Annotated in this window: 21 protein-coding genes and 1 tRNA gene; 15 read left to right on the top strand and 7 right to left on the bottom strand. The window is 67.9% G+C overall.

Going from position 1 to position 26,440, the window contains the following annotated elements; genetic code table 11:
* Positions 1 to 86: 86 nt before the first annotated feature.
* The 4 genes from efeU (at position 87) to ASD37_RS26640 (ending at position 5,016) form a co-directional block, all read left to right on the top strand.
* Entirely contained in the window at positions 87 to 1,046 is a 960-nt protein-coding gene (gene efeU, locus ASD37_RS26655; RefSeq protein ID WP_056558907.1) for an iron uptake transporter permease EfeU, read from the top strand.
* Between the two features lie 50 nt (positions 1,047 to 1,096).
* Positions 1,097 to 2,215: an iron uptake system protein EfeO gene (efeO, locus tag ASD37_RS26650; protein WP_056558902.1), complete on the top strand. Its 1,119-nt coding sequence runs from the start codon at positions 1,097 to 1,099 to the stop codon at positions 2,213 to 2,215.
* Positions 2,196 to 3,512: an iron uptake transporter deferrochelatase/peroxidase subunit gene (efeB, locus tag ASD37_RS26645; RefSeq protein ID WP_056558899.1), complete on the top strand. Its 1,317-nt coding sequence runs from the start codon at positions 2,196 to 2,198 to the stop codon at positions 3,510 to 3,512. Before efeO ends, efeB begins: the two co-directional genes overlap by 20 nt.
* Positions 3,513 to 3,588: 76 nt before the next feature.
* Positions 3,589 to 5,016: a PE-PPE domain-containing protein gene (locus ASD37_RS26640; protein ID WP_056558896.1), complete on the top strand. Its 1,428-nt coding sequence runs from the start codon at positions 3,589 to 3,591 to the stop codon at positions 5,014 to 5,016.
* Between the two features lie 16 nt (positions 5,017 to 5,032).
* Here the strand turns inward: ASD37_RS26640 and ASD37_RS26635 are convergent, their stop codons facing one another.
* The 3 genes from ASD37_RS26635 to ASD37_RS26625 form a co-directional block, all read right to left on the bottom strand.
* Entirely contained in the window at positions 5,033 to 5,929 is an 897-nt protein-coding gene (locus tag ASD37_RS26635; protein ID WP_056559947.1) for a nucleoside triphosphate pyrophosphohydrolase, read from the bottom strand.
* Between the two features lie 56 nt (positions 5,930 to 5,985).
* Positions 5,986 to 9,618 (bottom strand): transcription-repair coupling factor, encoded by a 3,633-nt coding sequence (gene mfd / locus ASD37_RS26630; RefSeq protein ID WP_056558891.1) that lies wholly within the window; start codon positions 9,616 to 9,618, stop codon positions 5,986 to 5,988.
* Positions 9,619 to 9,723: 105 nt separating this feature from the next.
* The gene (locus tag ASD37_RS26625; protein ID WP_162253325.1) at positions 9,724 to 10,320 is read right to left on the bottom strand and encodes a TetR/AcrR family transcriptional regulator; all 597 of its coding nucleotides are present in this window, start codon (positions 10,318 to 10,320) and stop codon (positions 9,724 to 9,726) included.
* 119 nt (positions 10,321 to 10,439) lie between these two features.
* Here ASD37_RS26625 and ASD37_RS26620 point away from each other — a divergent pair.
* From ASD37_RS26620 to pth, 9 genes are all read left to right on the top strand, one after another.
* Positions 10,440 to 10,511: transfer RNA gene (locus ASD37_RS26620), tRNA-Gln, on the top strand.
* An 81-nt stretch (positions 10,512 to 10,592) separates the two neighbouring features.
* Positions 10,593 to 12,053, top strand: a complete 1,461-nt coding sequence (gene glmU / locus ASD37_RS26615; protein ID WP_056558884.1) for a bifunctional UDP-N-acetylglucosamine diphosphorylase/glucosamine-1-phosphate N-acetyltransferase GlmU — start codon at positions 10,593 to 10,595, stop codon at positions 12,051 to 12,053.
* A gap of 93 nt (positions 12,054 to 12,146) precedes the next feature.
* The gene (locus ASD37_RS26610) at positions 12,147 to 13,127 is read left to right on the top strand and encodes a ribose-phosphate diphosphokinase (protein ID WP_056558882.1); all 981 of its coding nucleotides are present in this window, start codon (positions 12,147 to 12,149) and stop codon (positions 13,125 to 13,127) included.
* Between the two features lies 1 nt (position 13,128).
* Positions 13,129 to 13,479 carry an arsenate reductase (glutaredoxin) gene (arsC, locus tag ASD37_RS26605; protein ID WP_056558879.1) on the top strand — a complete coding sequence of 117 codons (351 nt, stop codon included), beginning with the start codon at positions 13,129 to 13,131 and terminating at the stop codon, positions 13,477 to 13,479.
* Complete coding sequence (locus ASD37_RS31200) at positions 13,476 to 14,150, top strand: LpqN/LpqT family lipoprotein (RefSeq protein ID WP_082570443.1); 675 nt, start codon at positions 13,476 to 13,478, stop codon at positions 14,148 to 14,150. Before arsC ends, ASD37_RS31200 begins: the two co-directional genes overlap by 4 nt.
* Positions 14,147 to 14,806: an LpqN/LpqT family lipoprotein gene (locus ASD37_RS26600; protein ID WP_056559945.1), complete on the top strand. Its 660-nt coding sequence runs from the start codon at positions 14,147 to 14,149 to the stop codon at positions 14,804 to 14,806. Before ASD37_RS31200 ends, ASD37_RS26600 begins: the two co-directional genes overlap by 4 nt.
* A 30-nt stretch (positions 14,807 to 14,836) precedes the next feature.
* A complete protein-coding gene (locus ASD37_RS26595; RefSeq protein ID WP_056558876.1) occupies positions 14,837 to 15,703 on the top strand; it encodes an oxidoreductase in 867 nt (288 codons plus the stop codon).
* Between the two features lie 146 nt (positions 15,704 to 15,849).
* Positions 15,850 to 16,509: a 50S ribosomal protein L25/general stress protein Ctc gene (locus ASD37_RS26590; RefSeq protein ID WP_056558873.1), complete on the top strand. Its 660-nt coding sequence runs from the start codon at positions 15,850 to 15,852 to the stop codon at positions 16,507 to 16,509.
* 6 nt (positions 16,510 to 16,515) lie between these two features.
* On the top strand, positions 16,516 to 17,091 hold the full coding sequence (gene pth / locus ASD37_RS26585; RefSeq protein ID WP_056558871.1) for an aminoacyl-tRNA hydrolase: 576 nt from the start codon (positions 16,516 to 16,518) through the stop codon (positions 17,089 to 17,091).
* A 70-nt stretch (positions 17,092 to 17,161) separates the two neighbouring features.
* Here pth and ASD37_RS26580 read toward each other — a convergent pair whose 3' ends face one another.
* Complete coding sequence (locus ASD37_RS26580; protein WP_056558868.1) at positions 17,162 to 18,190, bottom strand: epoxyqueuosine reductase; 1,029 nt, start codon at positions 18,188 to 18,190, stop codon at positions 17,162 to 17,164.
* Between the two features lie 108 nt (positions 18,191 to 18,298).
* Between ASD37_RS26580 and ASD37_RS26575 the strand changes: the two genes are divergently transcribed.
* Positions 18,299 to 18,823, top strand: coding sequence for a DUF6611 family protein (locus ASD37_RS26575; protein WP_056558865.1), 525 nt, complete (start codon positions 18,299 to 18,301; stop codon positions 18,821 to 18,823).
* On the opposite strand, the gene ASD37_RS26570 is transcribed toward ASD37_RS26575, so the two are convergent.
* The 3 genes from ASD37_RS26570 to ASD37_RS26560 all read right to left on the bottom strand — a co-directional run bounded on the left by ASD37_RS26570 (position 18,820) and on the right by ASD37_RS26560 (position 21,689).
* Complete coding sequence (locus ASD37_RS26570) at positions 18,820 to 19,668, bottom strand: ABC transporter permease (RefSeq protein ID WP_056558862.1); 849 nt, start codon at positions 19,666 to 19,668, stop codon at positions 18,820 to 18,822. The two genes, ASD37_RS26575 and ASD37_RS26570, sit on opposite strands and share 4 nt — an antisense overlap.
* On the bottom strand, positions 19,665 to 20,636 hold the full coding sequence (locus ASD37_RS26565) for an ATP-binding cassette domain-containing protein (RefSeq protein WP_056558860.1): 972 nt from the start codon (positions 20,634 to 20,636) through the stop codon (positions 19,665 to 19,667). Before ASD37_RS26565 ends, ASD37_RS26570 begins: the two co-directional genes overlap by 4 nt.
* Before the next feature lie 189 nt (positions 20,637 to 20,825).
* The gene (locus tag ASD37_RS26560; protein WP_156721124.1) at positions 20,826 to 21,689 is read right to left on the bottom strand and encodes a hypothetical protein; all 864 of its coding nucleotides are present in this window, start codon (positions 21,687 to 21,689) and stop codon (positions 20,826 to 20,828) included.
* Here ASD37_RS26560 and ASD37_RS26555 point away from each other — a divergent pair.
* Positions 21,688 to 26,289: a VCBS domain-containing protein gene (locus ASD37_RS26555; RefSeq protein WP_156721123.1), complete on the top strand. Its 4,602-nt coding sequence runs from the start codon at positions 21,688 to 21,690 to the stop codon at positions 26,287 to 26,289. The two genes, ASD37_RS26560 and ASD37_RS26555, sit on opposite strands and share 2 nt — an antisense overlap.
* The last annotated feature ends 151 nt before the right edge of the window (positions 26,290 to 26,440 follow it).

Here is a 26,440-nt window from a genome sequence, read left to right as displayed (position 1 = left end):
CGGCTATCAGCTTGCTAAGGTGAGCCACACCTAGCCATGGCTAGCCAACACTTGGGTGACAACCCATTCGCAGCGAGGACGAGTGCATGACCGCGGTCGGAGACCTCTCGGTGTCGTTGCTGGCCGCGGGCCCCAGCGTCACCTCTCAACTCTTCGGCAGCGCGCTGATCGGTGTTCGCGAAGGCTTGGAAGCCGCCATCGTCGTCACGATCCTGGTGGCGTTCCTGGTCAAGTCCGACCGCCGCGATGCCCTCAAGTGGGTCTGGCTGGGCGTCGGCGGGGCCATCGTCATGACCATCGCGGTGTTCCTCGCCATCCAGTACGGCAGGAACACCATCTCCGGACTCGGCGCCGAGGCCATCGCCGGTATCGCGTCGCTGATCGCGGTCGCCATCGTCACCACGATGGTGCTCTGGATGAAGAAGGCCGCCGCGGGCATGTCCGGACAGCTACGTGGCGAGATGTCCAAGGCACTCGAGGCGGGCGCGTTCGCCGTGCTGTCACTGTCGTTCCTGGCCGTCGGCCGCGAGGGCGTCGAGACGGCACTGTTCATGGTCGGCTTCGCAGAAGCCAAGACGCTGTGGCCGCTGACGGGTCTGATCATCGGTGTCCTCATCGCCGTGGCGATCGCCTTCGCGATGTACCTGGGCGCGTTGCGGATCAACCTGGCGAAGTTCTTCTCCTACACCGGCGCGTTCCTCGTCGTCGTCGCCGCGGGCATCCTGTCCTACGGCATCGGCGCGCTGCAGACCGTCGGCTGGCTGCCCGGCCTGACCAGTCGCCCGTTCGACATCAGCTCGTGGTTCGACTGGTCGTCCTGGTACGGCCAGGTCATCCAGGGCGTCTTCAACGTCACCCCGACGCCGACCTGGCTGCAGTTCCTCGGCTGGGCGTTCTACCTCGTCGTCGTCCTCCTCATCTTCCTGCGCCCCACCAAGGCGCCCGCGAAGCCGGCTGGCACTCCTACGCCGGACTCCCCTTCCACCAGTTCCGATCTCACTCCTGAGTCGGAGCGACCCACCGCATCCGAAAGGTCCAACACGTGAACGTCTCTCCTCTAACTGCGAGGACGGGCGCTGCCGCAGCGGCCGCCCTGATGACGGGCCTCTCCCTGGTGGGTTGCCAGGCCAAGGAAGCCGAGACTCCGGCCAGCAGCGGCGCCAACGCGCCCGCGCAGATCACGGTGAACGCCTCCGACACGACGTGCGAGCTGTCGGGCACCGAAAGCAGCACCGGCCCAAGCACCTTCGTCATCACCAACAACGGGACCAAGGTCACCGAGTTCTACGTCTACGGTGAGGGCGACCGCGTGATGGGCGAGGTCGAAAACATCTCCCCCGGACTCGAGCGCAAGCTCATCGTCCAGCTCAGCGAGCCGGGCAAGTACCAGACCGCGTGCAAGCCGGGCATGATCGGCGACGGCCTCCGTGGCGACTTCACCGTCACCGGTGACGCGGTCCAGATCGACACCGAGGGCAAGTTCAAGGAAGCCGCCGACAACTACAAGCGGTACGTGAACAGCCAGACCGAGGCCCTGATCCCGGCGGTCGACGTGTTCGTCGCCGCGATCAAGAAGGGCGACGTCAACGCCGCCAAGGCCCAGTTCCCCATCGCCCGCACGTACTACGAGCGCATCGAGCCCGTCGCCGAGTCGTTCCCCGACGATCTCGATCCGCGCATCGACCTTCGCGAGGCGGACCTGGAGCCCGGCCAGAAGTGGACCGGCTTCCACGCCCTGGAGAAGCAGCTGTGGGTCACCGGCCTCCAGCCCGACGCCAACGCACTGGCCGATCAGCTGGTCGCCGACGTCAAGGAGCTCAACGACGGCGTGAAGGCACCCGACTTCACCGTCGACTCCACCCAGATCGCCGGCGGCGCACAGGGTTTGCTCGACGAAATCGCCTCCAGCAAGATCAGCGGTGAAGAGGACATCTTCAGCCACACCGACCTGTGGGACTTCGAGGCCAACCTGCAGGGCTCGCAGACCGCGGTGTCCTCGGTGCGACCGATCCTCGACGAGCGCAACCCCGACCTCGGCAAGAAGGTCGACCAGCGCTTCACCGAATCCGAAGCGCTGCTGCAGAAGTACCGCCAGGGCGACGGATTCGTGTTGTACGACACCGTGACCGAACCGCAGCGCCAGGAGCTCTCCCGCTCGATCGACGCTTTGAGCAAGGAAGTTAGCCAGGTACAGGGTGTCATCGCAGGCCAGTAACCGCCCAGACGATGCGCCGGACTCGACGTCCGGCGCATTGTCGCGTCGAAGGTTGTTCGGCGCGGCGGGAGTCACCGCCGCGGTCGTCGGCGCGGCGGGCGCAGGTGCGTTGGCCGGCCGCGCGTCGGCGTCGAGCACCGCCACCGAGGAGCTGCAAAGCGCGGTGCCGTTCCGCGGCGAGCGTCAGGCGGGCATCGTGACCGCGGCGCAAGACCGGATGCACTTCTGCTCCTTCGACGTCACCACCGACGACCGTGAGGACGTCGTGGCGATGCTCAAGGAGTGGACGGCGATGGCGGAGCGTCTGACGCTCGCCGAGGAAGCGGTCAGCAACGGTGCCGTCGGCCTCAACCCGTACGCCCCGCCCGCGGACACCGGTGAGGCGCTTGGCCTTCCGGCATCGCAGCTGACCCTCACCGTCGGCTTCGGACCGACCTTCTTCACCAAGGACGGCAAGGACCGGTTCGGCGTCGCCGACAAGCGACCCGAAGCGTTGATCGATCTGCCCAAGTTCCCGAACGAGACGATGGACCCGGCCAGGAGTCACGGCGACATCTGCGTCCAGGCCTGCGCGAACGACCCGCAGGTCGCGGTGCACGCCATCCGCAACCTGGCCCGCGTCGCGTTCGGCACGGCGGCGGTGCGCTACTCGCAGCTGGGCTTCGGCCGCACGTCGTCGACCACCCGCGATCAGGCCACGCCACGAAACCTGTTCGGGTTCAAGGACGGAACGGCCAACATCAAGGCCGAGGACACCGGTGCGCTCGACAAGAACGTCTGGGTCGCCGAGGGCGACGGCCCGGCGTGGATGACCGGCGGTTCCTACCTGGTGACCCGCCGCATCCGGATGCGCATCGAGAACTGGGACCGCACCACGCTCATGGAGCAGGAGCGGGTCATCGGACGCCTCAAGGGCAGCGGTGCACCGATCGGGTACGCCGACGAGTTCGCCGCCCTCGACTTCAACACGAAGAGCTCGAAGGGCACCCCGCTGATCGACATGGACGCCCACGTGCGGCTGGCGTCGAAGGAGAACCTCAACGGCATCGAGATCCTGCGCCGTGGGTACAACTTCACCGACGGCACAGACGGTTTCGGCCATCTCGACGCCGGCCTGTTCTTCATCGCCTTCGTGCGCGACGCCCGAACGTCGTTCGTGCCCATGCAAATGGAACTGTCGCGACGCGACGCGCTCAACGAGTACATCACCCACACCGGCACTGCCCTGTTCGCCTGCCCGCCCGGGCTGCGCGAGGGTGACACGTCGGCCTACTGGGGTTCCACGCTGCTCGGCTGAAACCGACCGGGGTGGGCGGCCACGCCGGTACGCTCTGCTACGCCGCCGAACCGCAGACGCGGCGGAACGGGGAACGATGCCACGGCTGTGGAGGTCATTCGGTTCGGCGCTGGCGTTGTCGATCGGCGTGGTGTTGGTCGCCGTCACCAGCGTGCCCGGCGCGCACGCGGCGACCGCACTCGTCATGGGCGGCACCGGCCAACCGGACCCGAACAAGGTGCCCGGCTACCTCGACGCCGTCAGTCGGCTCTACCTCAACCAGGCCGCCGCGTGCGCGGTCGCCACGTGCCAAGTGCACGGGACCGTCACCCCCGAGGAATTCTCGCCGTTCTTCACCGGCGGAATGACGTTCGGAGATTCGGTGGCCACCGGGCTGGGCATGCTCGACGCCGACGTCCGCCGCTACCTTGGCCACGACGGCGCACCCCTGGTCGTCTTCGGCAATTCGCAAAGCGCCACCGTCGCCACCGCGGAGAAGCGCATCCTGGCCGCCGACCCGACCGTCGCCGCCGACAGCCTGCAATTCGTGCTCATCGGCAATCCGAACCGGCCCAATGGTGGCTTCCTGCAACGGTTCTACCCGATCACCATCCCGGTCGTCGACTACCTGCCGACCACCTCGCCTGCCGACACCGGCGGCCCGGTGACCACGGACATCTCCTTCCAGTACGACATCGCGTCAGACTTCCCGACCTATCCGCTGAACGCCCTGGCGATGCTGAACACGTTGATCGGCATCGGCATTCACGGTTCCTACACCACCACGCGCGACGGATACTCCGAGTCCGACCTGCTGGCGGCGATCAACGACCCGGACAACCGCCAGATCGTGGGCAACACCACCTACGTCACCATTCCTACCAGGGTGCTGCCGCTCGCCCAGGCGATCCGCGACACCGGCCACACGTTGGGACTCAGCGCGTTCACCACCCCCGTCGCGGATCTCCTAGAACCGACGCTGCGGGTTCTGGTGGAGCTCGGCTACCACCGCACGGTCGGCTACGGGGCGCAGAACTCCTTCGGCCTGATTCCGGCCGCCAACCCCGTCAAAGTGGTCGGCGATCTCATCACCGCGGCCGGAGAGGGGATCAACAACGCCGTCAGGGGCGGGACTCCTCGTCCAGCGCCGCCACCGGTCGAGGCCCGGGTACCTACCAGCTCGCCAGAGCTGCCCGCGGCGCAACGCGACCTGGTCACCGAACAGGTGGCCACCCCGCCCGCCGTGCAAGCGACAACCGACACCGCTCATCGCAGCGAAGACACCCGGGACACCAACGGCACGCGAGACACCAAGCGGCAGCCCGCCGAAACCCAGTCGCATTCCGACGCGTCACCGCCGGGGTCGCCCGGCGATGCATCGGCACGCCGTGGGCAGGATCAGTCTGCGGGGAACGACGCTCAACCGGGCCGGGCGGAGGCGACCGCCGATACCCCCGCTGGTTCGGACTCCCGCCCGACGCACGCCAGCGCGCCGGACCACGACGCGTCGGCAGGCGCCGCCTGAGCAGCCCAGGCGCCAACTAACCGTCGCCGGCGGGCCAGTGCGCGCGCCACTCCTCCTCGGTGACGGCGCCGAGCTGGGCATCCTCGAGATCGGTGCCGCCCCGACTCGCGAGGATGCTGTGCTCCACCGTGCGGACCACGTCGACGAAGTCCAACGCCTGTGCGCGGACGGCATTCTCGGGGTCGCTGCCGTAGGTCGCGCCGATCGCCGTCAAACCCTCGGGCATCAGATCGGCGGGCAGACCGGCCGCGGTGACCCGCTCGATCACCTTCTGCGCCAACGCCAACGCCGGCTGGGCGGTGGGCACGTCGTCCATGACGGAATTGCGCGCCTTCACCTTCACTTCCAGGGCCTTGCGCTCTTCCCACTGCGCCAGCTGGTCGTCCAGCGAAATCGCCTCTCCGGCAAGCACTGCGGGCACCCGGTTGCCGAGCTTGCGCACCAGCGCGTCGGCGACGTCGTCGATGCCGAACGGCGACTCCGAGGAGTCCTCGGCGATCCGCGCCTGAAACAGCACCTGCAACAACACGTCACCGAGCTCTTCGCACAGCTCGTCGGCGTCGCCGCTTCGCACGGCGTCGAACAGCTCGTAGGTCTCCTCGAGCAGGTAGCGGCGCAGCGATTCGTGGGTCTGCTCGCGCTCCCACGGACCCGCCGTGCGCAGCGTGTCCATGATCGCCACCGCGTCGACGAGGCGCTCACCGGATGGCGGTGCAGGCGTGCAGATCAGCGTCGCCCCTGCCGCCAGTCGGGCCCTGACCACCGGGTGGTTCGGATCGGACGACAGCAGCACGGGGGCGTCCTCACCGAGATACACCGGCCGGGCCGCGGGCAGCGACCACGGCACCCGCACCGGCATCTCCTCGGTGTACTGCACGTCCCCGGCGAGCAGCGCGACCGCCTCGACGGGCATCGACGCCGGACGCCGCGGGTCGACGAGGACGACGGTCGACACGACCGCATCGGCGCTCACGAGCCCGCACCTCCCAGATCGATGACGTCGAAATCGGTTTGGGGCCTTCCGTCCAACGCGAGCAGCAGACCCGCCACCACGCGCAGCATCTCGGCGTCGCGCACCCGCGGTGCGGCGATGCCACCCTCGGCGCGCGGAATCGGGATCGTGATGGTCGACGTCGTCGCACGGTAGGTCGCCGACGGATACATCCGCTTGAGCCGCATCTGCTGAGAGTCGAGCAGAGTCAGCGGGGTAACGCGGATCGTCGTCGCGGACGCCGTCACCTCGGTCACGCCGTACTGGCGGCACAGCAGGCGAAGCCGGGCGGCCGCCACCAGCAGCAGGGCGGGCTCGGGCAGCGGCCCGTACCGGTCGACCAGCTCCTCGACGACCCCGATGATCGCGGCCTCGTCCTGGGCGGCCGCCAAGCGGCGGTACCCCTCCAGGCGCAGCCGGTCGCTGCCGATGTACTCCGGCGGCAGATTGGCATCGACAGGCAGGTCGATCCGCACGTCCTTCGGTTCCTCAACGGCGGCAACGGTATTGCCGTCGACCACGGCCCGATAGGCTTCGACCGCCTCGCCGACGAGCCGCACGTAGAGGTCGAAGCCGACGCCAGCCACGTGACCTGACTGCTCGGCGCCCAGAACATTGCCCGCGCCGCGGATTTCGAGGTCCTTCATGGCCACCGCCATGCCCGCACCGAGCTCGTTGTTCTGCGCGATGGTCGCCAACCGGTCGTAGGCGGTCTCCGTCAGCGGCACCTCGGGCGGATACAGCATGTAGGCGTACCCGCGCTCGCGGCTGCGCCCCACCCGCCCGCGAAGCTGATGCAGCTGCGAGAGCCCGAACGTGTCGGCGCGCTCGACGATCAACGTGTTGGCGTTCGAAATGTCAAGGCCCGTCTCGACGATCGTGGTGCACACCAGGATGTCGAACTCCCGATTCCAGAACCCCTCGACGGTGCGCTCCAGCTGTTCCTCGGGCATCTGCCCGTGCGCCACCACCACCCGCGCCTCGGGGACGAGGGCCCGCACCCTGGCCGCCGCGGAGTCGATCGACTTCACCCGGTTGTGAATGTAGAACGCCTGGCCGTCGCGGAGCAGTTCGCGCCGCAGCGCCGCGCCGACCTGCTTGTCGTCGTGCGGACCGACGTAGGTCAGGACGGGGAACCGCTCCTCGGGCGGGGTGAGGATGGTCGACATCTCGCGGATGCCCGCGAGGCTCATCTCCAACGTTCGCGGAATTGGCGTGGCGCTCATGGTCAGAACGTCGACGTGGGTGCGCATCGACTTGATGTGTTCCTTGTGCTCGACGCCGAACCGCTGCTCCTCGTCGACGACGACCAGCCCGAGGTCCTTCCACGTGACGCCGGTCTGCAGCAAGCGGTGGGTGCCGATCACGATGTCGACCGAACCGTCCTTCATGCCCTCGATCACCTTGCGCGACTCGGCGTTGTCGGTGAAGCGGGACAACCCCTTCACCGTCACCGGGAAGCCGGCCATGCGTTGCGAGAACGTCTGCAGATGCTGGTCGGCCAGCAGCGTGGTGGGCACCAGCACCGCCACCTGCTTGCCCGCCTGCACCGCCTTGAACGCCGCGCGCACCGCGATCTCGGTCTTGCCGTAGCCGACGTCGCCACAGATCACGCGGTCCATCGGGACGGGCTTCTCCATGTCGGACTTGACCTCGGTGATCGCCGTCAGCTGGTCGACGGTCTCGGTGAACCCGAACGCGTCCTCCATCTCCGACTGCCACGGGGTGTCCGGTCCGAAGGCGAAGCCGGGCGCGGCTTGGCGCTTGGCGTACAGCGTCACCAGCTCGCCGGCGATCTCGCGAACGGCCTTGCGCGCCTTGGTCTTCGTGTTGGCCCAGTCGCTGCCGCCGAGCTTGCTCAGCGACGGCTCCACCCCGCCGACGTAGCGCGACAGCTGGTCGAGCGAATCCATCGGCACGAACAGCTTGTCGGACCCGCCACCCCGCTTGGCCGACGCATACTCCAGCACCAGGTACTCGCGGCGGGCCCCGCCGATGATGCGCTCCACCATCTCCACGAACCGCCCGATGCCGTGCTGGTCGTGCACGACGAGGTCGCCCGCGGCCAGCGCGAGCGGGTCGACGACGTTGCGGCGCTTGGCCGCCAGCCGCTTGCCCTCGGTGGCGGCGGCCCGGTTGCCGGTCAGGTCGGTCTCGGTGATGACGACGAGGTTCGCGCCGGGTAGCACCACACCGTCGCGCAGCGGGCTCTTGAGCACCCCGACCACGCCCGGCTTCGGCACGTCACCGGGAGCCAACATCGAAGCGGGCGTGTCGGATTCGCCCAACTGCTCGACGATGCGCTGCGCGGTGCCCGCGCCGGGTGTCACGACGGCGGCCAGGCCACCGGTCGTCACGTGGGCCCGCAGCATGGCGAACATCTCGTCGAGGTTGTTCTGCTGCCCCCGCGCCGACGGCGCCGAGCGAATGTCGAGCTCGGTTGCCGACCCGTCGGCCAGCTGACTCAACGTCCACCACGGGTGCCCGCCGACAGCGGCGTTGGCCCGGACGTCGGCGAGCTCCCGGAAACCGGAGCCGCCCAGCGCTTCGAGGTCGATCGGCGCGTCGGCCCCCATCGCCGCGACCGACCAGGACGCCTCGAGGAACTCCTGCCCCGTCTTGATCAGATCGGCCGCGCGGGTGCGGACCTTCTCGGGGTCGCACACCAGCACCGGCGCCCCGGCGGGCAGGTGGTCGGACAGCAGCGACAGTTCCGTCGGCCGCAGGACCGGAAGCAGCGCCTCCATGCCGTCGGACGGAATGCCCTCGGCGAGCTTGGCCAACATGTCGCTGACCGTGCCGGTGACGCGGTTGTCGTCGTGGGGCTGGTCCAGCGACAGCGCCGCCGCGCGCTTGCGCACCTCGTCGGTCAGCATCAGCTCCCGGCACGGGAGGGCGATCACCGAGTCGACGGCGATGTCGGGAATCGACCGCTGGTCGGCAACGGAGAACATCCGCATCTCCGAGACCTCGTCACCCCAGAACTCGACGCGGACCGGATGCTCGGCCGTCGGAGGGAAGACGTCGAGGATGCCGCCGCGGACGGCGAACTCGCCGCGCTTGCCGACCATGTCCACCCGCGTGTACGCCAGCTCGACCAGCTGCTCCAACACGGAATCGAACTCGGCGTCCTCGCCGACCGTCAGCGTCACCGGGTCGACGTCGGCCAAATCCGGCGCCATCGGCTGCAGCAGCGACCTCACCGTCGTGACCACGACCCGCAGCGGCGCACCGAGGCGTTGGTCCTCGGGCCTGGCCAGCCGGCGCAGCACCATCATCCTGGCGCCGACCGTCTCGACACCCGGCGAGAGCCGCTCGTGCGGCAGGGTCTCCCAGGACGGGAACATCGCGACCGCGTCCCCGAGCACCGCGCGCAGTTCGGCGGTCAGGTCGTCGGCCTCCCGGCCGGTGGCGGCGACGACGAGCAGCGGGCCTGCGTCGGCCATCGCCGCGGCGACGAAGAGCCGCGCGCTGGCGGGTCCGACGAGGGCTAGTTCCGCGGTGGCGTCGCCGGCGCGGCGGGTGAGCTCGGCCAGACCGGGGTCGGACAGCGCGAGACGCACCAGGCCCGCCATCGGGGTCTGGACATGGGGGTGCCCCGATGTAGTCATTGTGCACACAGTCTAGTCGTCATCGCGTCATCGACGCCCAGTGGCCACTTACCCCACTGTGACGTCGAAAATGCGTGTGCCAACTGGCCATTCGAGGCTCTCGCGCTAATGCTGGTCGTGCAGTTCCGGGTCGGCTTCGAGGTGCGTCAACCCGTTCCACATCAGGTTGACCAGGTGCGCGGCGACGACTTCCTTCTTCGGCTCCCTGGTGTCCAGCCACCACTGCGCCGTCATCGACACCGAACCGACGAGGGCTTGGGCGTAGAGCGGCGCCAGCTCGGGGTCGAGCCCGCGGCGGGAGAAGTCGCCGGCCAGAATCGACGCCACCTGGCTCACGGCGTCGTTGAGGAGGCTCGAGTACGTGCCGGACGCGATGCTGGCCGGGGAGTCGCGGATCAGGATGCGGAAGCCGTCCGTGCGTTCCTCGACGTAGGTCAGCAGGGCCAAGGCCACCCGCTCGACCCGCACCCGGGAGCGGTTGTTGGTCAGCGACGAGGTGATGCCGTCGAGCAGGGCGGACATCTCCCGGTCGACGACGACGGCGTAGAGACCCTCCTTGCCGCCGAAGTGCTCGTACACCACCGGCTTGGAGACGTTGGCCCGTTGGGCGATCTCCTCGATGGACGTCGCGTCATACCCGCGCTCGGCGAACAACGACTTGGCGATCTCGACCAACTGCTGCCGTCGTTCGGTCCCCGTCATGCGCGCGCGAGGCGCGCGCACTTCCTTCTCCGGCGCTGCCACGCCGCCAGCCTAGGCCCGAAACACTCCCCGGGTCGCTACGCTCCTGCCCGCCGGCAGTCTAAGATCACCCCGGACAGTCCGTCGTAGTGTAATTGGCAGCACCTCTGTTTTTGGTACAGATAGTTCAGGTTCGAGTCCTGGCGACGGAGCAATAAGCCCAGCGATTTCGGCGCGCTCAGCCGCGGTAAGCGCGGATCTTCGCGCCAAAACCGCACAAAGGAGCCCACCACATGGCGACACGAGGCGAAACCGCCGTCATCGTCCTGGCCGCAGGCGCCGGCACCAGGATGAAGTCCGACATCCCCAAGATGCTGCACACGCTCGCCGGCCGCAGCATGTTGTCGCACACCCTGCACGCGATCGCCAAGGTCTCGCCGCAGCACCTCGTCGTCGTCGTCGGCAAGGGCCGCGACCACGTCATCCCCGCGGTCAACGGGCTCGCCGACGACCTCGGCCGCCCCATCGAGATCGCCGTCCAAAACGAACAACTGGGCACCGGCCACGCCGTCGCCTGCGGGCTCGCCGCGATTCCCGCCGACTTCTCGGGCACCGTGATGGTCACCGCGAGCGACGTCCCCCTCCTGGACTCCGACACCCTCGCGGGCCTCATCGACGACCACGCCAGCCGGTCGACCGCCGCCACCCTGCTGACCACCACGCTCGCCGACCCGACCGGCTACGGCCGGATCCTGCGCACGCAGGACGGCGAGGTGACGAGCATCGTCGAGCAGGCCGACGCGACGGCCTCGCAGCGGGCGATCCGGGAGGTCAACGCCGCGGTCTACGCCTTCGACGCCGACGCGCTGCGGTGGGCGCTGACCCAGCTGCGCTCGGACAACGCCCAACGCGAGCTCTACCTCACCGACGCCGTCGAGATCCTCCGCCGCGAGCACAAGAGCGTCCGCGGGCGCCACGTCGACGACAGTGCCCTAGTCGCCGGGGTCAACGACCGCGTCCAGCTGTCCGAGCTGCACGCCGAGCTCAACCGCCGCATCGTCGCGGCGCTTCAACGCAGCGGCGTGACCGTCGTCGACCCCGCCACCACGTGGGTCGACGTCGACGTCACCGTCGGCGTCGACTCCGTCATCGCCCCCGGCACGCAGCTGCTCGGCACCACCCGCATCGGGGCGCGCTGTCAGATCGGTCCGGACACCACCCTCACCGGCGTCACCGTCGGCGACGGCGCGACCGTGATCCGCACCCACGGCTCGTCATCGGTGATCGGTGACGACGCCGTCGTCGGCCCGTTCGCGTACCTGCGCCCAGGCACCGAGCTCGGCACCGAAGGCAAGATCGGCACCTTCGTCGAGACCAAGAATTGCACCATCGGCGCAGGCACCAAGGTGCCGCACCTGACCTACGTCGGTGACGCCGACATCGGCGAACACACCAACATCGGAGCCTCGAGCGTCTTCGTCAATTACGACGGAGAAGTCAAGCAGCGCACCACGATTGGCTCTCACGCGAAGACTGGATCGGACAACATGTTCGTCGCTCCGGTGACGATCGGCGACGGTGCGTACACCGGCGCGGGCACCGTCATTCGGGAGGACGTGCCGCCCGGCGCGCTGGCCGTTTCGGCCGGGCCGCAGCGGAACATCGAGGGCTGGGTGGAACGCAAACGGCCGGGCAGCGCGGCGGCCGAGGCCGCCCGCAAGGCCGCCTCGCGAAGCGACTCTCCGGACACCTGACGTTGGCATTCTGGCAACCCGGCCACGCGTCCCCAGAATCGCTACGTACGATTGGCCCCCGTATCGATCCCCGACGGCAAAGGCAGCTTCGACGTGGCCACGGACTGGACCGACAATCGCAAGAACCTGATGTTGTTCTCAGGTCGCGCGCATCCTGAGCTTGCCGAACAAGTCGCCAAGGAGCTGGACGTCAGCGTTACCGCGCAGACGGCCCGCGACTTCGCGAACGGCGAGATCTTCGTACGCTTCGACGAGTCGGTGCGCGGCTGCGACGCCTTCGTGTTGCAGTCCCACCCCGCACCACTGAACAAGTGGCTGATGGAACAACTGCTGATGATCGACGCGCTCAAGCGCGGCAGCGCCAAGCGCATCACGGCGATCCTGCCGTTCTACCCCTACGCCCGCCAGGACAAGAAGCACCGCGGCCGCGAGCCCATCTCGGCGCGCCTGGTCGCGGACCTCTACAAGACGGCTGGCGCCGACCGGATCGTGTCGGTCGACCTGCACACAGACCAGATCCAGGGCTTCTTCGACGGCCCCGTCGACCACATGCGCGGGCAGTCGCTGCTGTGCGGTTACATCCGCGACAACTACGCCAGCCACGACATGGTCGTCGTCTCCCCCGACTCCGGCCGAGTGCGCGTCGCCGAGAAGTGGGCCGACTCGCTCGGCGGCGTCCCGCTGGCGTTCATCCACAAGACGCGTGACCCGCTGGTGCCCAACCAGGTGAAGTCCAACCGGGTCGTCGGCGACGTCAAGGGCAAGACCTGCATCCTGACCGACGACATGATCGACACCGGCGGCACGATCGCCGGCGCGGTCAAGCTGCTCAAGCAGGACGGTGCCGCCGACGTCGTCATCGCCGCCACCCACGGAGTGCTCTCCGACCCGGCCCGCGACCGGCTGGCCGAGAGCGGTGCGCGCGAAGTGGTCGTCACCAACACGCTGCCCATCGGCGAGGACAAGATGTTCCCGCAGCTGACCGTGTTGTCGATTGCGCCCCTGCTGGCCAGCACCATCCGCGCGGTATTCGAGAACGGCTCTGTGACGGGACTGTTCGACGGGGATGCTTGAGATGGCTTCGGTTGAAGGCGTCATCTATCACAACCCCAAGTGCTCGACGTCTCGCAAGACCCTCGAGCTGCTGCGCGACAACGGCATCGAGCCGACCGTGATCCAGTACCTCAAGACACCCCCGACCCGCGCCGAGGTGGCCAAGCTGATCACGGACGCTGGCATCCCGGTGCGGGCGGCCGTGCGCAAACGCGAGGCGCTGTACGCCGAGCTCGGGCTCGCCGAGGCCTCCGACGACGAGTTGCTCGACGCCATCGCCCAGCACCCGGTGCTGCTCGAGCGCCCGTTCGTGGTCACCGCCAAGGGCACTCGGCTGGCCCGCCCGATCGACGACGTCCGCGAGATCCTGTGACCCTGCGACGTTGCGTCGGCGTGGTGGCCGCCGCGCTCGTTCTGGCCGGTTGTTCCTCGACAGCGCAGGACGCCGCGCCGTCGACCTCGTCCTCCACGTCGGCCCCGACGAGCGACACGCCGACGATGACGCCGGCACCGCCGCCCACCGCGCCGCCGAACGAACAGCCGCAGGGATTCCGCGACTACCTCGCCTCGATCAACGTCACCGGCGCCCCCGTGCACCTCGACCAGGCCCCCGGCCTGACGATCACCGTGCCCGTCCCCGACGGCTGGGCGCAGACCAACGACCCGCTGTTCTCCACCGGCGTCGAGTTCATCCAGCCGGTCGGCCAGACGGGCAACGCGCCGTCGGTGACGCTGATGGCCGTCGAGCTCACCGGCCCGTTCGACCCGAAGGACGCCATCCGCCACGCCAACGCCGACGCGCTGCCGCCGGGCGCCACCGACGTCACCGAGTCCTTCGACGACTACGACGGCTTCCCGTCGGCCGCGGCCCAGGGCGTCACCGGCTCCACGCAGCACTACAACCGCATCGTCCTCGCCGACGTCCCGTCGACCGGCAAGCGCTACCTCGCGCAGCTCACCGTGACCACGCCAACCGACCAGCTGATCGCGGCGAACCCGCCGTTGAAGGGCATCGTGGCCGGCTTCAAGGTGGCGGTCTCCTGAAGGCCGTGGCCGGGGTCGCCGGAGCCGTGATCGCACTCCTCGTGGCCGGGTGCGGGCCGTCGACCCCCGACTACAAGTCGATCTGGACGACGACCACCTCCACGACGACCACCGCGCCGGACACCGACAAGCCCATCTCGCTGTCGACCTACTTCGAGAACATCGGCATCACCGGCGCCCCCGTCGCACCCGACAAGCTGACCGACCTAACCGTGACCGTGCCAGAGCCGCCGGGTTGGAAGCCGTACTTCAACGTGAACCTCTCGCCGGGCACCCGGACGATCGCCAAGGGCGACACCTACCCGACCGCGATGCTCCTGGTCTTCCAGCTCGACGGGAACTTCGACGTCGCCGAAGCGCTCAAGCACGCCAACGGCGACGCCGAGCTGTCGGCCAACTTCAAGCAGCTCAACGCGTCCACCGACAACTTCCGGGGCTTCCCGTCGTCGATGATCGAGGGCACCTACGACCTCAACGGCCAGCGGATGCAGAGCTACAACCGGATCGTCTTCGCCGAGGGCACTCCCGCGCGCGCCAACCTTCCCGGCCAGCGGTATCTGGTCCAGCTCACCGTGACGGCGTTCGCCAACGAGGCACAGGCCGACGGACCCGACATCGAGGCCGTCATCAAGGGCTTCACCGTCGCCAAGAAGTAGCCGCGGCGCAGCCCGGCATAGGGTTGCGCCATGACTGACTGGACCGCCGCAGACCTTCCCTCGTTCGCCGGGCGCACCGTGATCGTCACCGGCGCCAACAGCGGGCTCGGCGAGATCACCGCCCGTGAGCTCGCGCGGGTGGGCGCCAAGGTCGTCGTCGCAGTGCGCAACCTGGACAAGGGCAAGGCCGCCGCCGCCGCCATGCCTGGCGACGTCGAGGTCCGCAAGCTCGACCTGCAGGACCTGTCCTCGGTGCGGGAGTTCGCCGCCGGCATCGACGTCGTCGACGTGCTGGTCAACAACGCCGGCATCATGGCCGTGCCGTACGCACAGACCGTCGACGGCTTCGAAAGCCAGATCGGCACCAACCACCTCGGCCACTTCGCCCTGACCAACCTGCTGCTGCCCAAGATCTCCGACCGCGTCGTGACGGTGTCGTCGATGATGCACCTGATCGGCAAGATCAGCATCAAGGACCTGAACTGGAAGGCACGGCCGTACTCGGCGTGGCTGGCCTACGGCCAGTCCAAGCTCGCCAACCTGCTGTTCACCAGCGAGCTGCAGCGGCGGCTCGAAACGGCCGGCTCGGTGGTGACGGCGGTATCGGCCCACCCCGGCTACTCGGCCACCAACCTGCAGGGCCACACCGGCGGAAAGCTGAGCGACAAGCTCATGTCGATGGGCAACAAGATCGCCACCGACGCCGACTTCGGCGCGCGACAGACCCTGTTTGCCGTGTCGCAGCCGCTGCCAGGTGACGCCTTCGTCGGCCCGAGGTTCGGGATGGCCGGGCCGACGGGGTTGTCCGCGCGCAGCCCGCTGGCGCGCAACGCGAAGACCGCGGCCGCTCTCTGGGACCTCTCCGAGCAGCTCACCGGCACCAAATTTTCGGTCTGAGCGTCCGGTGCGCTAGCCTTGGCGACGATCACGGCGAGGGTGGACCGCTCGGACCACCGTTATCGACGAGAAACCGATTCGCAGCTGACGCTGCTTCCAGTCGCCCTCACCGTGCCACCACTGAAAACGGCACAGGAGCGACACACATGGCCAAGACTGCGGCCCACGCATCGAACAATCTGACCGCTGAGGTCCGCACCAAGACCGGCAAGGGCGCATCGCGTCAGGCCCGTCGTGACGGCAAGGTGCCCGCGGTGCTCTACGGCCATGGCGCCGATCCCCAGCACCTGACGCTTCCCGCCCGCGAATTCGCGGCCGTGCTGCGTAACTTCGGCACCAACGCGGTGCTGACCCTGGACATCGGCGGCACGGAAGCGCTCGCGCTGCCCAAGGCCATCGAGATCCACCCGATCCGTCGCAACATCCAGCACGTCGACCTGATCATCGTCCGCCGCGGCGAGCGCGTCACCGTCGAGATCAGCGTCACCGTCGAAGGCGACGCCGGCCCGGACACCCTGGTCAACCAGGAGTCCAACACCATCGAGATCGAGTCCGACGCGATGTCCATCCCGGAGAACCTGATCCTGTCGGTCGAGGGCATTCCGGCGGGCACCCAGTTCCTCGCCTCGCAGATCCCGCTGCCCGAGGGCGTCACGCTGATCTCGGATCCGGAGCTCTTGGTGGTCAACGTGATCCCCGCGCCGACCGCCGCCGATCTCGAGTCCGAGGGTGCAGGCGAGGCCACCGACGCGCCGGCCGCTGCAGCCCCGAGCGAGGACGAGTCCGACAGCTCCGAGTCCGAGTAGTTTCCGGTGGCCGAACCACTTCTCGTGGTCGGCCTTGGCAACCCCGGACCGCGGTACGAGACGACGCGGCACAACCTGGGCTTCCTCGTCGCCGACATCCTGGCCGATCGCATCGGTTCGGGGTTCAAGGTGCACAAGAAGTCCGGGGCCGAGGTGACCACCGGTCGCCTCGGCGGCCGGTCGGTCGTGCTGGCCAAGCCGCGTACGTACATGAACGAGTCCGGGCGCCAGGTCGGTCCGCTGGCGAACTTCTACTCGGTGTCTCCCGCCGACGTCATCACCATTCACGATGAACTGGACATCGACTTCGGTCGGATTCGGCTCAAGCTAGGTGGTGGCGAGGGCGGCCACAACGGGTTGCGTTCGGTGGCTTCTGCGCTGGGCACCAAGGACTTTCAACGCGTACGCGTTGGTGTCGGTCGGCCGCCGGGCCGCAAGGATCCCGCGACGTTCGTGCTGGAGAACTTCAGCGCCGCCGAGCGCCCGGAGGTCGGCTTGATCTGCGAGCAGGCGGCCGACGCCACCGAACTGTTGATCGAGTTGGGGTTGGAGACGGCACAGAACACCGTGCACGCCTGGTAGCCCCGCCTCCCAGTCGCGATTTCGGCGCGTAAACGGTTGCCCAGCCAACGTTTACGCGCCGAAGTCGCATTCAACCGATGCCGCTGTCGACCACCTTGGTCGGCTTGTGCGGGAAGCGCTTCTCGGCGTGGGCCTTGGCCGCCGAGTTCGGTAGCACGTACAGCGTTTCCCGTTTGGCCTGAAGCGGTTTGAGCACCAAATCCATGAAGCCCTTGCGGTCCTCCAGGTACGGCTCGATGACGTCCTCGCCCGCCGGGCACACCGCGAGGCAATAGGCAGCCTTGTAGTTCGCCTTGAACGACAAGCTCTGCCACATCGAGGCGTTCTCCGAATCGGTGACCCGCGAACGGAAGTCGGCGGCGTCAGTGCTGTCGGCGATGGTCTGCACGTAGTCGGTGAAGCCGCCCATGAACTCGCGGTAGTTGTGCACCGAGCACGCGACGAAGTCGAATTCGCCGTCCTTGCCGATCGCCCCCACGGGGCACGCCGCGACGCAGAGCTTGCATTCCAGGCACGGCGAGTAGTCAAGCGGCTCACCGTAACTGGTGACGGGGGCGTCGACCAGGATGGTCGCCAGCAAAATGAAGTTGCCGAACTTCGGGTGAATCACGTTGCGGTGGATGCCCATGACGCCAAGCCCGGACGCCACCGCGACGGGCTTGTGCGCGACGACCCAGATGCGGCCGGGAAAATTGTCCATCTCCATCGGGAAGGTCGCCGACGGATTCAGCGCGCGGTGGCCGGCGTCCTGCAGGGCCCGCGTGATCCGGTGGGCGGCCTCGTTGATGATCTCGCCGGTGCGGTGGAACTCCTGATTGGCGACGCTGCGCGCTGGTGAGCGGACGTTGTCCCGATTCATCCGCACGACCAATGAGATGAAGCTCTTGGTGCCGGGCAGGGCGGATTCGACGTGTTCGCGCTCGGAGGCCAGGTCGGGATTCTCGACGCTGGCGAACGCGACGTCGTCGGCACCGGCGGAAAGGCAGATCTCGCGAAGCCAGTCCGCGTCGATCACCGCGGGGGGTGGTTCCGCCTTGTTGGCGAGCACCTTTCGCACGGTGGGGTGGTTGGCAATTCTCCCGGCCACGCGGTCCGTCATGCTAGGTATAGTACACAATATCTAGCTTCCGTAAGGATCGAACCGATGTCCGTCAGGATTGCGTAGAGACTCTCGCCGCAGCCGTGCGTCGGGCGTAGACCTGAAGTCATGGACGACACGACGACCAGACCTCGCTGGCGGCGACTACTCGACGGCGGGCACACCTGGGGCTCGCTCGAGGTGTCCGCCACCCGCTACGGCATCACCCGCTACCGACTGGTGGTCTTCCCGCCAGGGATCTCCGCCGACGACAGGATGCTGCTGCGCATCCGGCGGGCCTGGCCGACCTGGGGCATGGCGACGTTCCTGATCCTGGAAATCCTCTTGGTGCCTGCCATCGGATCCGTGGCGGCGCTTTGGATCTCCGCGACCGTCTTCCTCGGCGCGGGCGCGGTGGTCATGGCGATGACGGCGGCCACGCGCGGCGACGTCCGCACCATGACCGCGGTCCGGCGGGCCGGCGTCCACGACCCGCTGGCCGCGGACCAGTTCGCCGAGTTCTACGGGCTGGCCCACGCGCTGGTCGAGGCAGACGGCAGGCTCGCCGCCGGCGAGATCCTCCCCGTGGAACACGAGCTACTGGTGTGGCGCATCCACGACCGGATGGCCGACGCGGCGCGCGTGCGCGTCTAGTCCGAGGTACGTCGGGCGTAGGCACGCAGCGCGAAGGGCGCGATGACGGCGGTAATCGCGAGGGACCACAGGATGGTGGACAGCACCGGATGGTGCAGCGGCAACTGCGCCTCCGGTGGCGCGGGCGGACCGTTGCCCCAGAGTTCGCGCATCGCTTGCGCCAACGACGACACCGGGTTCCACTCGGCGATCACCCGAAGCCACTTCGGCATCGGTTCGGTCGGCGCAAAGGTGTTCGCCAGGAATGTGATCGGGAACAGCACGGTGAACATCACGCCGTTGACCGCTTCGACGGACCGCATCAGCGAGCCGACGAGAATGCCGAACCAGATCATCCCGAAGCCGAACACCAGGATCAGCGCGAACGCCAGGATCGCCTCGGCGACGCCGCCGCGGATGCGCCAGCCGATGCAGAGCCCGGTGATCGTCATGACGACGATGCCGATCGAGGAGTGGATCAGGCTGGCCACGCTGCGGCCGATCAGCACCGAGGACCGTCTGATCGGCAACGACCGGAACCGGTCGATCACGCCCTTCTCGACGTCGGCGGTGATGCCGGCCGCGACGACGAAGGCCGTGAAGACGATCGTCTGACCCATGATGCCGGGCAGCAGGAATTCGCGGTAGGACGCTCCGCCGGTGTTGGCGATCGACGCGCCGAACACGAAGGCGAACAGCAACACGAACATGATGGGTTGCACCGTGACGTCGCTCAACATCTCGGGCATCCGCTTGGTGTGGATCATGTTGCGCTTCACCATGATCCATGACTGCTGCACGATGTTGGTGGGATGCGTCACGGGGCGCGACGCGTCTAGGGCGGGCCTGGGTTCGACGGCCGTCACGAGCCGACCTCCTCGTCGTCGCCCTCGGCGCGCCGGCCGGTGAGCGAGAGGAACACGTCGTCAAGGCTGGGCCGGGACAGCCCGATGTCGTCGACGTCGACGTCGTGTCGATGCAGCCAGCCGGCCACCCTCGTCAGGTCGGCGATGCCCTCCGCGCTCGCGGTGAGTTGCCGGGCGCCGACGTCGACGTGCACCTCGGCGCCGGACTCGGCCAACAAGCCACGCGCGGTTTCCAGATCCTCGGCATGCGACACCGTCACGACCAGACTGGCGCGGCCGGCCTGCTGCTTGAGCTGAAGCGGCGTGCCCTCGGCGATGATGCGACCCCGGTCGACCACCACGATGTCGTCGGCCAACTGGTCCGCCTCCTCCAGGTATTGGGTGGTCAACAGCAGCGTCGTGCCCTGGGCGACCAGTCCGCGCAGGACCTCCCACAGGTCGGCGCGACTGCGTGGGTCGAGGCCGGTGGTCGGCTCGTCGAGGAAGAGAACCGGGGGTGAGGCGATCAGGCTGACCGCGAGATCGATGCGCCGGCGCATGCCGCCGGAGTACGTCTTGACCGGCCTATCGGCGGCCTCGGTGATCGAGAACTGCTCGAGCAGCTGGTCGCCTCGTCGCGCCAGGTCGCGGCGGCCGATTCCGTACAGGCCGCCGATCATCCGGATGTTCTCGCGGCCGGTCAGCAGTTCGTCGACCGTGGCAGCCTGCCCCGTGAGACCCATGTTGCGGCGCACCATGTCGGGTTCGGTTCGAACGTCGTAACCGGCGACACGCGCGGTGCCGCTAGTGGGTTCCGACAGCGTCGTCATCATCCGGACCGTGGTGGTCTTGCCTGCGCCGTTGGGTCCCAGCAGGCCGAGAACGGTGCCCTGAGGTACCGCGAAGCTGACGCCGTCGACGGCGGGCCGCTCGTCGGCGGCGCCAAACCGCTTGACGAGATCGATTGCCTCGATGGCCGGGGCGTTCATGGGTCAACCGTAGCGAGGCACCCCGACAGCCGACCATCCCATTTCCGCCGAACGTGGACTTGCGCTACGGCAATCCCCACACCGGCGTGACGGAAGTCCACGTTCGGCGCATCCGGCGGGCATTCGCGGGAAATTTACGGGCTCGAAAGAAATCCGCTCGTTTGCGACCCCAAATTCGCGCAACCGTTGCTACGATCTGGCCACGTTTGCTGCTAGGACCGCATGAGCGGGCCCGTTCCACGATCGGACCGCTGACATCCCGTCGACCCGCGAGGGCCGACGGCTGCGTCCAGCGGCGGACTTCGGACTTCCGGGGGGAAGTTTCGTTCTATGGGGGGGATTCGTCATGGGTTGTTCGAAGTACGTAGGCCGGGTCGGGGCGTTGGCCGTGGCGCTGGGCGTGGGGTCGGCGATAGCCTCCGCCCCGGTCTGGGCGGAGCCGACGAATTCGGGTTCGTCGTCGGATTCGAATTCGGGTTCGGATTCGAATTCGGACTCGGCATCGAACTCGGGCCCGTCGAGCGCCGGGTCCTCAGACACCGGTTCCGCAACCGGGGGGACACCCTCGAGCGGCTCGACCTCGGGTGATCCCTCGACGGGCAGCTCGCCGACAACCGGCACCGGGTCGGAGTCAACCTCACCGTCGACCAGCGCACCTTCCCCGGCGACCTCGACGCCGAAGAAGACGCCGAAACCCAAGAAGAAGTCGTCGAAGACCCCAGCGGCAAGCCATGATTCGGACGAGGCAGGCTCACCGAAGGACACGTCGACGTCGAGCGCTTCAGGCACGAAGACCGCGACGGCCTCGTCCTCATCCTCTGCAGCGACGCCCGCCACGGAGTCACCCACCACGGCGGCGCCGTCCGCCGCGTCCGTCGCCTCGATCACGACCACCACGCCGAAATTACCGGCGCACGTCGCACCCAGTCCGGCCGAAGCCGTGGCCTCCGCGCCACCGACCCTGAGCAAGGTCGCCGACGGGATCCTCTCTGCCTTGGCCGACACGTTCGGCGCGTCCGGCGGAACCGGTACCCCTGCGCCGTCTCCCGGCATGTGGGTCATGCTGGCCGCTGCCCGCCGCGAACTCGGCTCGCTGCTCACCGGCGACATGCCCGCGAACACCGCAGCCGCGCTGACCACCAGCCAGGCCGCACGAGCCGCCGCGGCCGCGGCCGCGGTGAACCTGCCCCCGACGTACCCCGTTCCCGATAGCCCCGTCAACTACAGCGCACCCGATCCCGTCACCGGCACCATTTCCGGCGACATCAGCGCCATGGACCCCGAGGGCAAGAAGCTCACCTACACCCTGACTGCGCCCCCGAATCAGGGCAAACTGGTGTTCAACAAGACCGCCGGTACCTTCACCTACACCCCGACCGCGGCACAACGCGTTCTGGCGCAACTGGATTCGACCAAGACCACTGCCGCGTTCACCTTCACCGTCTCCGACGGCGTCGCGGCCAACAAGGTCGTCACCACCGTCAACGTCCCGATCAGTCCCACGCAGATCGCCGACGTCGCCACGGTTGACGGGGGCAACGGATCGACGGGGGTGATCGTCACCAACACCCGTGCCTACGTCACCAATACCGACGACCACACCATCACCGTCATCGACACGATCAACCGCACCAAGCTGGGCACCATCGCCTTCGACAACGCCCCGACCTCGTCGGCGGTCAGTCGCGACGGAAAGAAGCTCTACGTGGTGGATGACACCACCAATCTGATCACCGTCATCGACACCACCACCCTGCAACCCACCACCTCGCAGATCGACTTCGGCGCGACCCGTTACCCGCTGACGGTGACCGTGTCCCCCGACGGCAAGACCCTCTACGCCACCGGCGCGCTGTACGACGCCAAGGCCGACGTGTGGAATCCGGTGGTCACCAAGGTGTCCACCGCCACGAACAAGGTCACCGGCACCGTGAAACTGCCTGGGGCGCAGGATCAGTTCTACGACGTCGCGGTGACGCCGGACGGCAAGAAGATCTACGTCATCGCCGATCTTGCCACCGACGATCCCGATGCGATTCCGCTCAGCGGGCTGTACTCCTTCTCGTCGACCGCCACGACCGCGAAGCTCATCAGGACCGGCGAGTACTACACCAACTTCGCCATGAGCCCAGACGGGACCAAGCTCTACGTCAACGACGCCGACGCCGGACAGATCCTGGTGATCGCCACCAAGACCGACACCGTCGTCGGCACCATCGACACCGCCTCGGACACCGTGGGCAGCCTCATCGTCAACAAGGACGGCACCCTGTTGTTCGCCGTCGACACCGAGACCAACCAGGTAATCGCCTTCGAGACCGCCAGCGGCACCTACACCCAACTCGCCGCGGCGAACACCGACGGGACCACCGTCGACTACTACCCCGGCATCACCATGTCTCCCGACGGCATGGAGCTGTACTACGGCAGCGACCAAGGCCTGCAGGTCATTTCGCTGGTCCCGGCCAACACCTTCCCGATCGTGACGCCGACAGTCAGCACGCCGGGGACCAACGGCGTCGTCACCGGCGCCGTCGGCGGCGACGACACCAACGGCGACCCGCTGAAGTACACCACCACCGGCGCTCCCGCCAAGGGCACCCTGGTGCTCAACGCCTATACGGGGTCGTTCACCTACACGCCCACTGCCGCCGCGCGGCATGCCGCGTCCGCCTTGACCGCCACGACGGCAGACAAGACCGACACGTTCACCGTCACCGTCGACGACGGTCGCCGCGGCATCGTCACCACGACGATCACGGTGAACATCCTGGGCGCCAACGTCGCCCCAACGGTGAAGACCACTGTCGGAACACCCAATTCGACGACGGGCGTCGCCACCGGAACCGTGGTCGGCACCGACAAGGACAAGGACGTCCTGACCTACACGGGCCCCGGCGGCACCACCCTCAAGGGCGGCACGGTCACCGTCGACGCCAAGGGCAAGTTCGTCTACACGCCCACTGCGGCAGCCAGGCATGCCGCCGCAGCGACCGGTGCGAGCACCGCCGACAAGACCGACAGCTTCACCGTCACGGTCGCCGACGGCCACGGCGCCCCGGTCACCGTGACGGTGACCGTCAAGATCGCGCCGGCCAACGCCAAGCCCACCGGCGCGAGCGCATCTGTCGCACAACCGAATTCGAACGGATCGGTCGTCGGCACCATCACGGCAGTCGACCACGACGGCGACGACTTCACCCTGACCGGTCCCGCGACGACGAAGAAGGGCACCATCAGCTACGACAGTGCCACCGACTCGTTCCTCTTCACCCCGACGGCAGCGGCCCGCTTGGCAGCAGGCGCCGCCAACGCCAGCGCGGCCACCAAGACCGACACCTTCACCATCACGATCCTCGACGGCCACGGCGGCACCACGACCACCTCGGTCAAGGTCAACATCGCGCCCAACGTGGCGCCGACGACCGGGACATCGACGATCAGTGCGCCGGGCGGCGATCAGGCGGTCGTCACCGGGACCGCGCACGCGACGGACCCCGACGGCGACACCCTCACCTACGGGTTGAAGTCGCCCTCGGCGGCCGGCGAGATCGTCGTCGACGCCCAGACGGGCCAGTGGGCCTTCAAGCCGTCGGGCCAGGCGCGTTTCAACGCGTTCTTCACCTCGGCCCCCGACACCGCGAACTTCTCCATCGTGGCGTCGGACGGCAAGGGCGGCACGACCGAGATCAAGGTCGTCGCGCCCGTCGACCCCGGTGCGGTCCTCTCCTACAACGACATTCGTGATCTCCAAGCCGGCCAACCCGCAGGCATCGCGGTCGCTGCGAACGGCACCATCTATGTGTCGCACTACGGGCAGATTTCGGGCGACGGCGGTCTCAGCGTGCTGCGGCCCGACGGCTCGACGGGCACCGTTGATCTCGACGGCAATCCGACCTTCGGCGTCGTCATCGGCAAGGACGGTGCGGTCTACACGACCACTTCCGTGACGACGGGGCTCAACACCACCGGCGGCCAGGTGTGGCGCGTCGATCCCGCCACCGGCGCGGCGACGCTGTTCGCGACGTTACCGAACGGCGCGCTGGCGATTGCGGTCGACGGCGCAGGCAAGCTCAACGTGTCGAGCACCAACTTCGCGACGGGCAAGAGCACGATCAGCGTCCTCGGCGCTACCGGCGCCGTCACCAAGACCTACGCCGTCGACGGTGTGGTCGCCGGTCTGGCCACCGGGCCGGGAAACAAGCTGTACGCGACCGCGTCCGCTGTGAACGGGTCCACCGGGTCCCTGGTCATCATCAGCTCGAACGGGTCTCGCAAGACCGTGGACCTCGGCTCCGCGGCGTACGGCGTGGCCGTCGACTCCGCCGGTCGTGCGTACGTCTCGACCGTGGCAATCGACTCGTCGGGCGCCCCGTCTGCCGGCTTCCTCAAAATCGTCAACCCCGATCTCAGCGTGACGGCACCGATCTCCCTCGAGAGCAAGGGCTGGCTTGGGCTGACGTTTGCGGCTGGCGGAAAGCTCTGGGGCACAGACGCGTTCGCCAACACCGCCAATCAGATCGAGCTGGTCCAACCGTGGCAGGGCGACTACCAGTACGGCGAGGTCGACTATGAGACCGGTGCCGTGCACGGCGTGCTGCTGGCGATCGATCCCGGTCACCGCTACACCTACGCGGTGACGAAGCCCGCCGACCCGACGCTGGGTACGGTGGCGGTGAACTCCGTTACGGGAGAATGGGTCTTCACCCCGACGGAGGCGGCGCGCCTCGCCGCCGCAACCTCGGGCGACGACACATCGGCCACATTCACCATCACGGGCTCATACGGCTCCAGCGTCAAGTCCATCGAAATGGAAGCGTGGGTCGAGCCGGTCTACGACGGCGACCTCGAATATCAGACGAGCACCACTAGCGTCGCCTTCGTGCCCTACGGCCTCGCGACTACCGCCGACGGTCGACTGGTCGCCACGGGTGTCGATCCGACGAACCCGATCACCGGGACGCTCAACGTCTTGCAGCCGAACGGAAGCTACGCGACGACCGACATCGGATTCCCGTCAGCGGGTGTCGTGGTGAGGTCGGACGGCAAGGCATTGGTCACGGATTTCGCCGGCGGAGCGGTGAGGATCTTCGATCTCGACGACCCCACCACGTCCACGGTGTTCGCGACCGGGTTGCCGTCGGTGACGGGCATCGCCTTGGACGGCAACGGGCGCGTCTACGTGACGAGTTCCGTGCAGGCCACTCGCTCGGGAAAGCTGGTCGCGCTGAACGCAAATGGCACGACTGCCTGGGCGGTCGATTTGCCGACTCCAACCGTCAGCGTGTCGATCGGTCCGGACGGGACGGCGTACGTCGTCACCACCCAGCAGAGCGGTGACGACACCTTGAGCATTCTCAGGTACTCGAGTAGCGGCACCCCACTCGGAACCCTCGACGTCGACGTCGACTACCCGAATGCAGTCGCGGTTGCGCCGAACGGGACGATCTACGTCTCGACAGCGTTCGACGGGATCCTGGTGGTCAGCCCGGACGGCAGCACCCAGACGATCGACGTCGAACACCCGGGGAACATCCTGGTAGGAAACGACGGCCGCATCTACGCCGCGGCAACGACGACGGACGCGGATGGCAACGTGACCGGAAGCATCACGGTCATCAAGCGGGTGCCTGCGGGTAGCAGCATCGTCTGAGCCGCGGCAGTGACGCGCGTCGACCTAGGTGGGCGCGCGTCACGTTCGTCGCTCCTGACGCCGCGACGAACGTGCGAAAACTCCCGAAATCCCGCGGCGTGTCGCCCTCAGACACGCACGCTCGCGGGTGGTGAGGGTGTCGCGGGTGGGG

The sequence above is a fragment of the Mycobacterium sp. Root135 genome, from assembly GCF_001426545.1.
In the GTDB taxonomy this organism is placed as follows: domain Bacteria; phylum Actinomycetota; class Actinomycetes; order Mycobacteriales; family Mycobacteriaceae; genus Mycobacterium.
Note: the sequence above shows the minus strand (reverse complement) of the source record. Positions and strands in the feature narration are given on the sequence as shown.

Bases quoted from the DNA above. Each gene is read 5' to 3' on its own strand.
- ASD37_RS26635 (WP_056559947.1), bottom strand. From the start codon at position 5,929: ATGCCCGTCGAGGCGGTCGCGCTGCTCGCCGGGGACGTGCAGTACACC.
- ASD37_RS26575 (WP_056558865.1), top strand. From the start codon at position 18,299: ATGGACGACACGACGACCAGACCTCGCTGGCGGCGACTACTCGACGGC.
- arsC (WP_056558879.1), top strand. From the start codon at position 13,129: ATGGCTTCGGTTGAAGGCGTCATCTATCACAACCCCAAGTGCTCGACG.
- ASD37_RS26590 (WP_056558873.1), top strand. From the start codon at position 15,850: ATGGCCAAGACTGCGGCCCACGCATCGAACAATCTGACCGCTGAGGTC.
- glmU (WP_056558884.1), top strand. From the start codon at position 10,593: ATGGCGACACGAGGCGAAACCGCCGTCATCGTCCTGGCCGCAGGCGCC.
- mfd (WP_056558891.1), bottom strand. From the start codon at position 9,618: ATGACTACATCGGGGCACCCCCATGTCCAGACCCCGATGGCGGGCCTG.
- ASD37_RS26595 (WP_056558876.1), top strand. From the start codon at position 14,837: ATGACTGACTGGACCGCCGCAGACCTTCCCTCGTTCGCCGGGCGCACC.
- ASD37_RS26565 (WP_056558860.1), bottom strand. From the start codon at position 20,636: ATGAACGCCCCGGCCATCGAGGCAATCGATCTCGTCAAGCGGTTTGGC.
- efeO (WP_056558902.1), top strand. From the start codon at position 1,097: ATGACGGGCCTCTCCCTGGTGGGTTGCCAGGCCAAGGAAGCCGAGACT.
- efeU (WP_056558907.1), top strand. From the start codon at position 87: ATGACCGCGGTCGGAGACCTCTCGGTGTCGTTGCTGGCCGCGGGCCCC.
- ASD37_RS26580 (WP_056558868.1), bottom strand. From the start codon at position 18,190: ATGACGGACCGCGTGGCCGGGAGAATTGCCAACCACCCCACCGTGCGA.
- ASD37_RS26640 (WP_056558896.1), top strand. From the start codon at position 3,589: ATGCCACGGCTGTGGAGGTCATTCGGTTCGGCGCTGGCGTTGTCGATC.
- ASD37_RS26555 (WP_156721123.1), top strand. From the start codon at position 21,688: ATGTGGGTCATGCTGGCCGCTGCCCGCCGCGAACTCGGCTCGCTGCTC.
- ASD37_RS26625 (WP_162253325.1), bottom strand. From the start codon at position 10,320: ATGACGGGGACCGAACGACGGCAGCAGTTGGTCGAGATCGCCAAGTCG.
- ASD37_RS26560 (WP_156721124.1), bottom strand. From the start codon at position 21,689: ATGCCGGGAGACGGCGCAGGGGTACCGGTTCCGCCGGACGCGCCGAAC.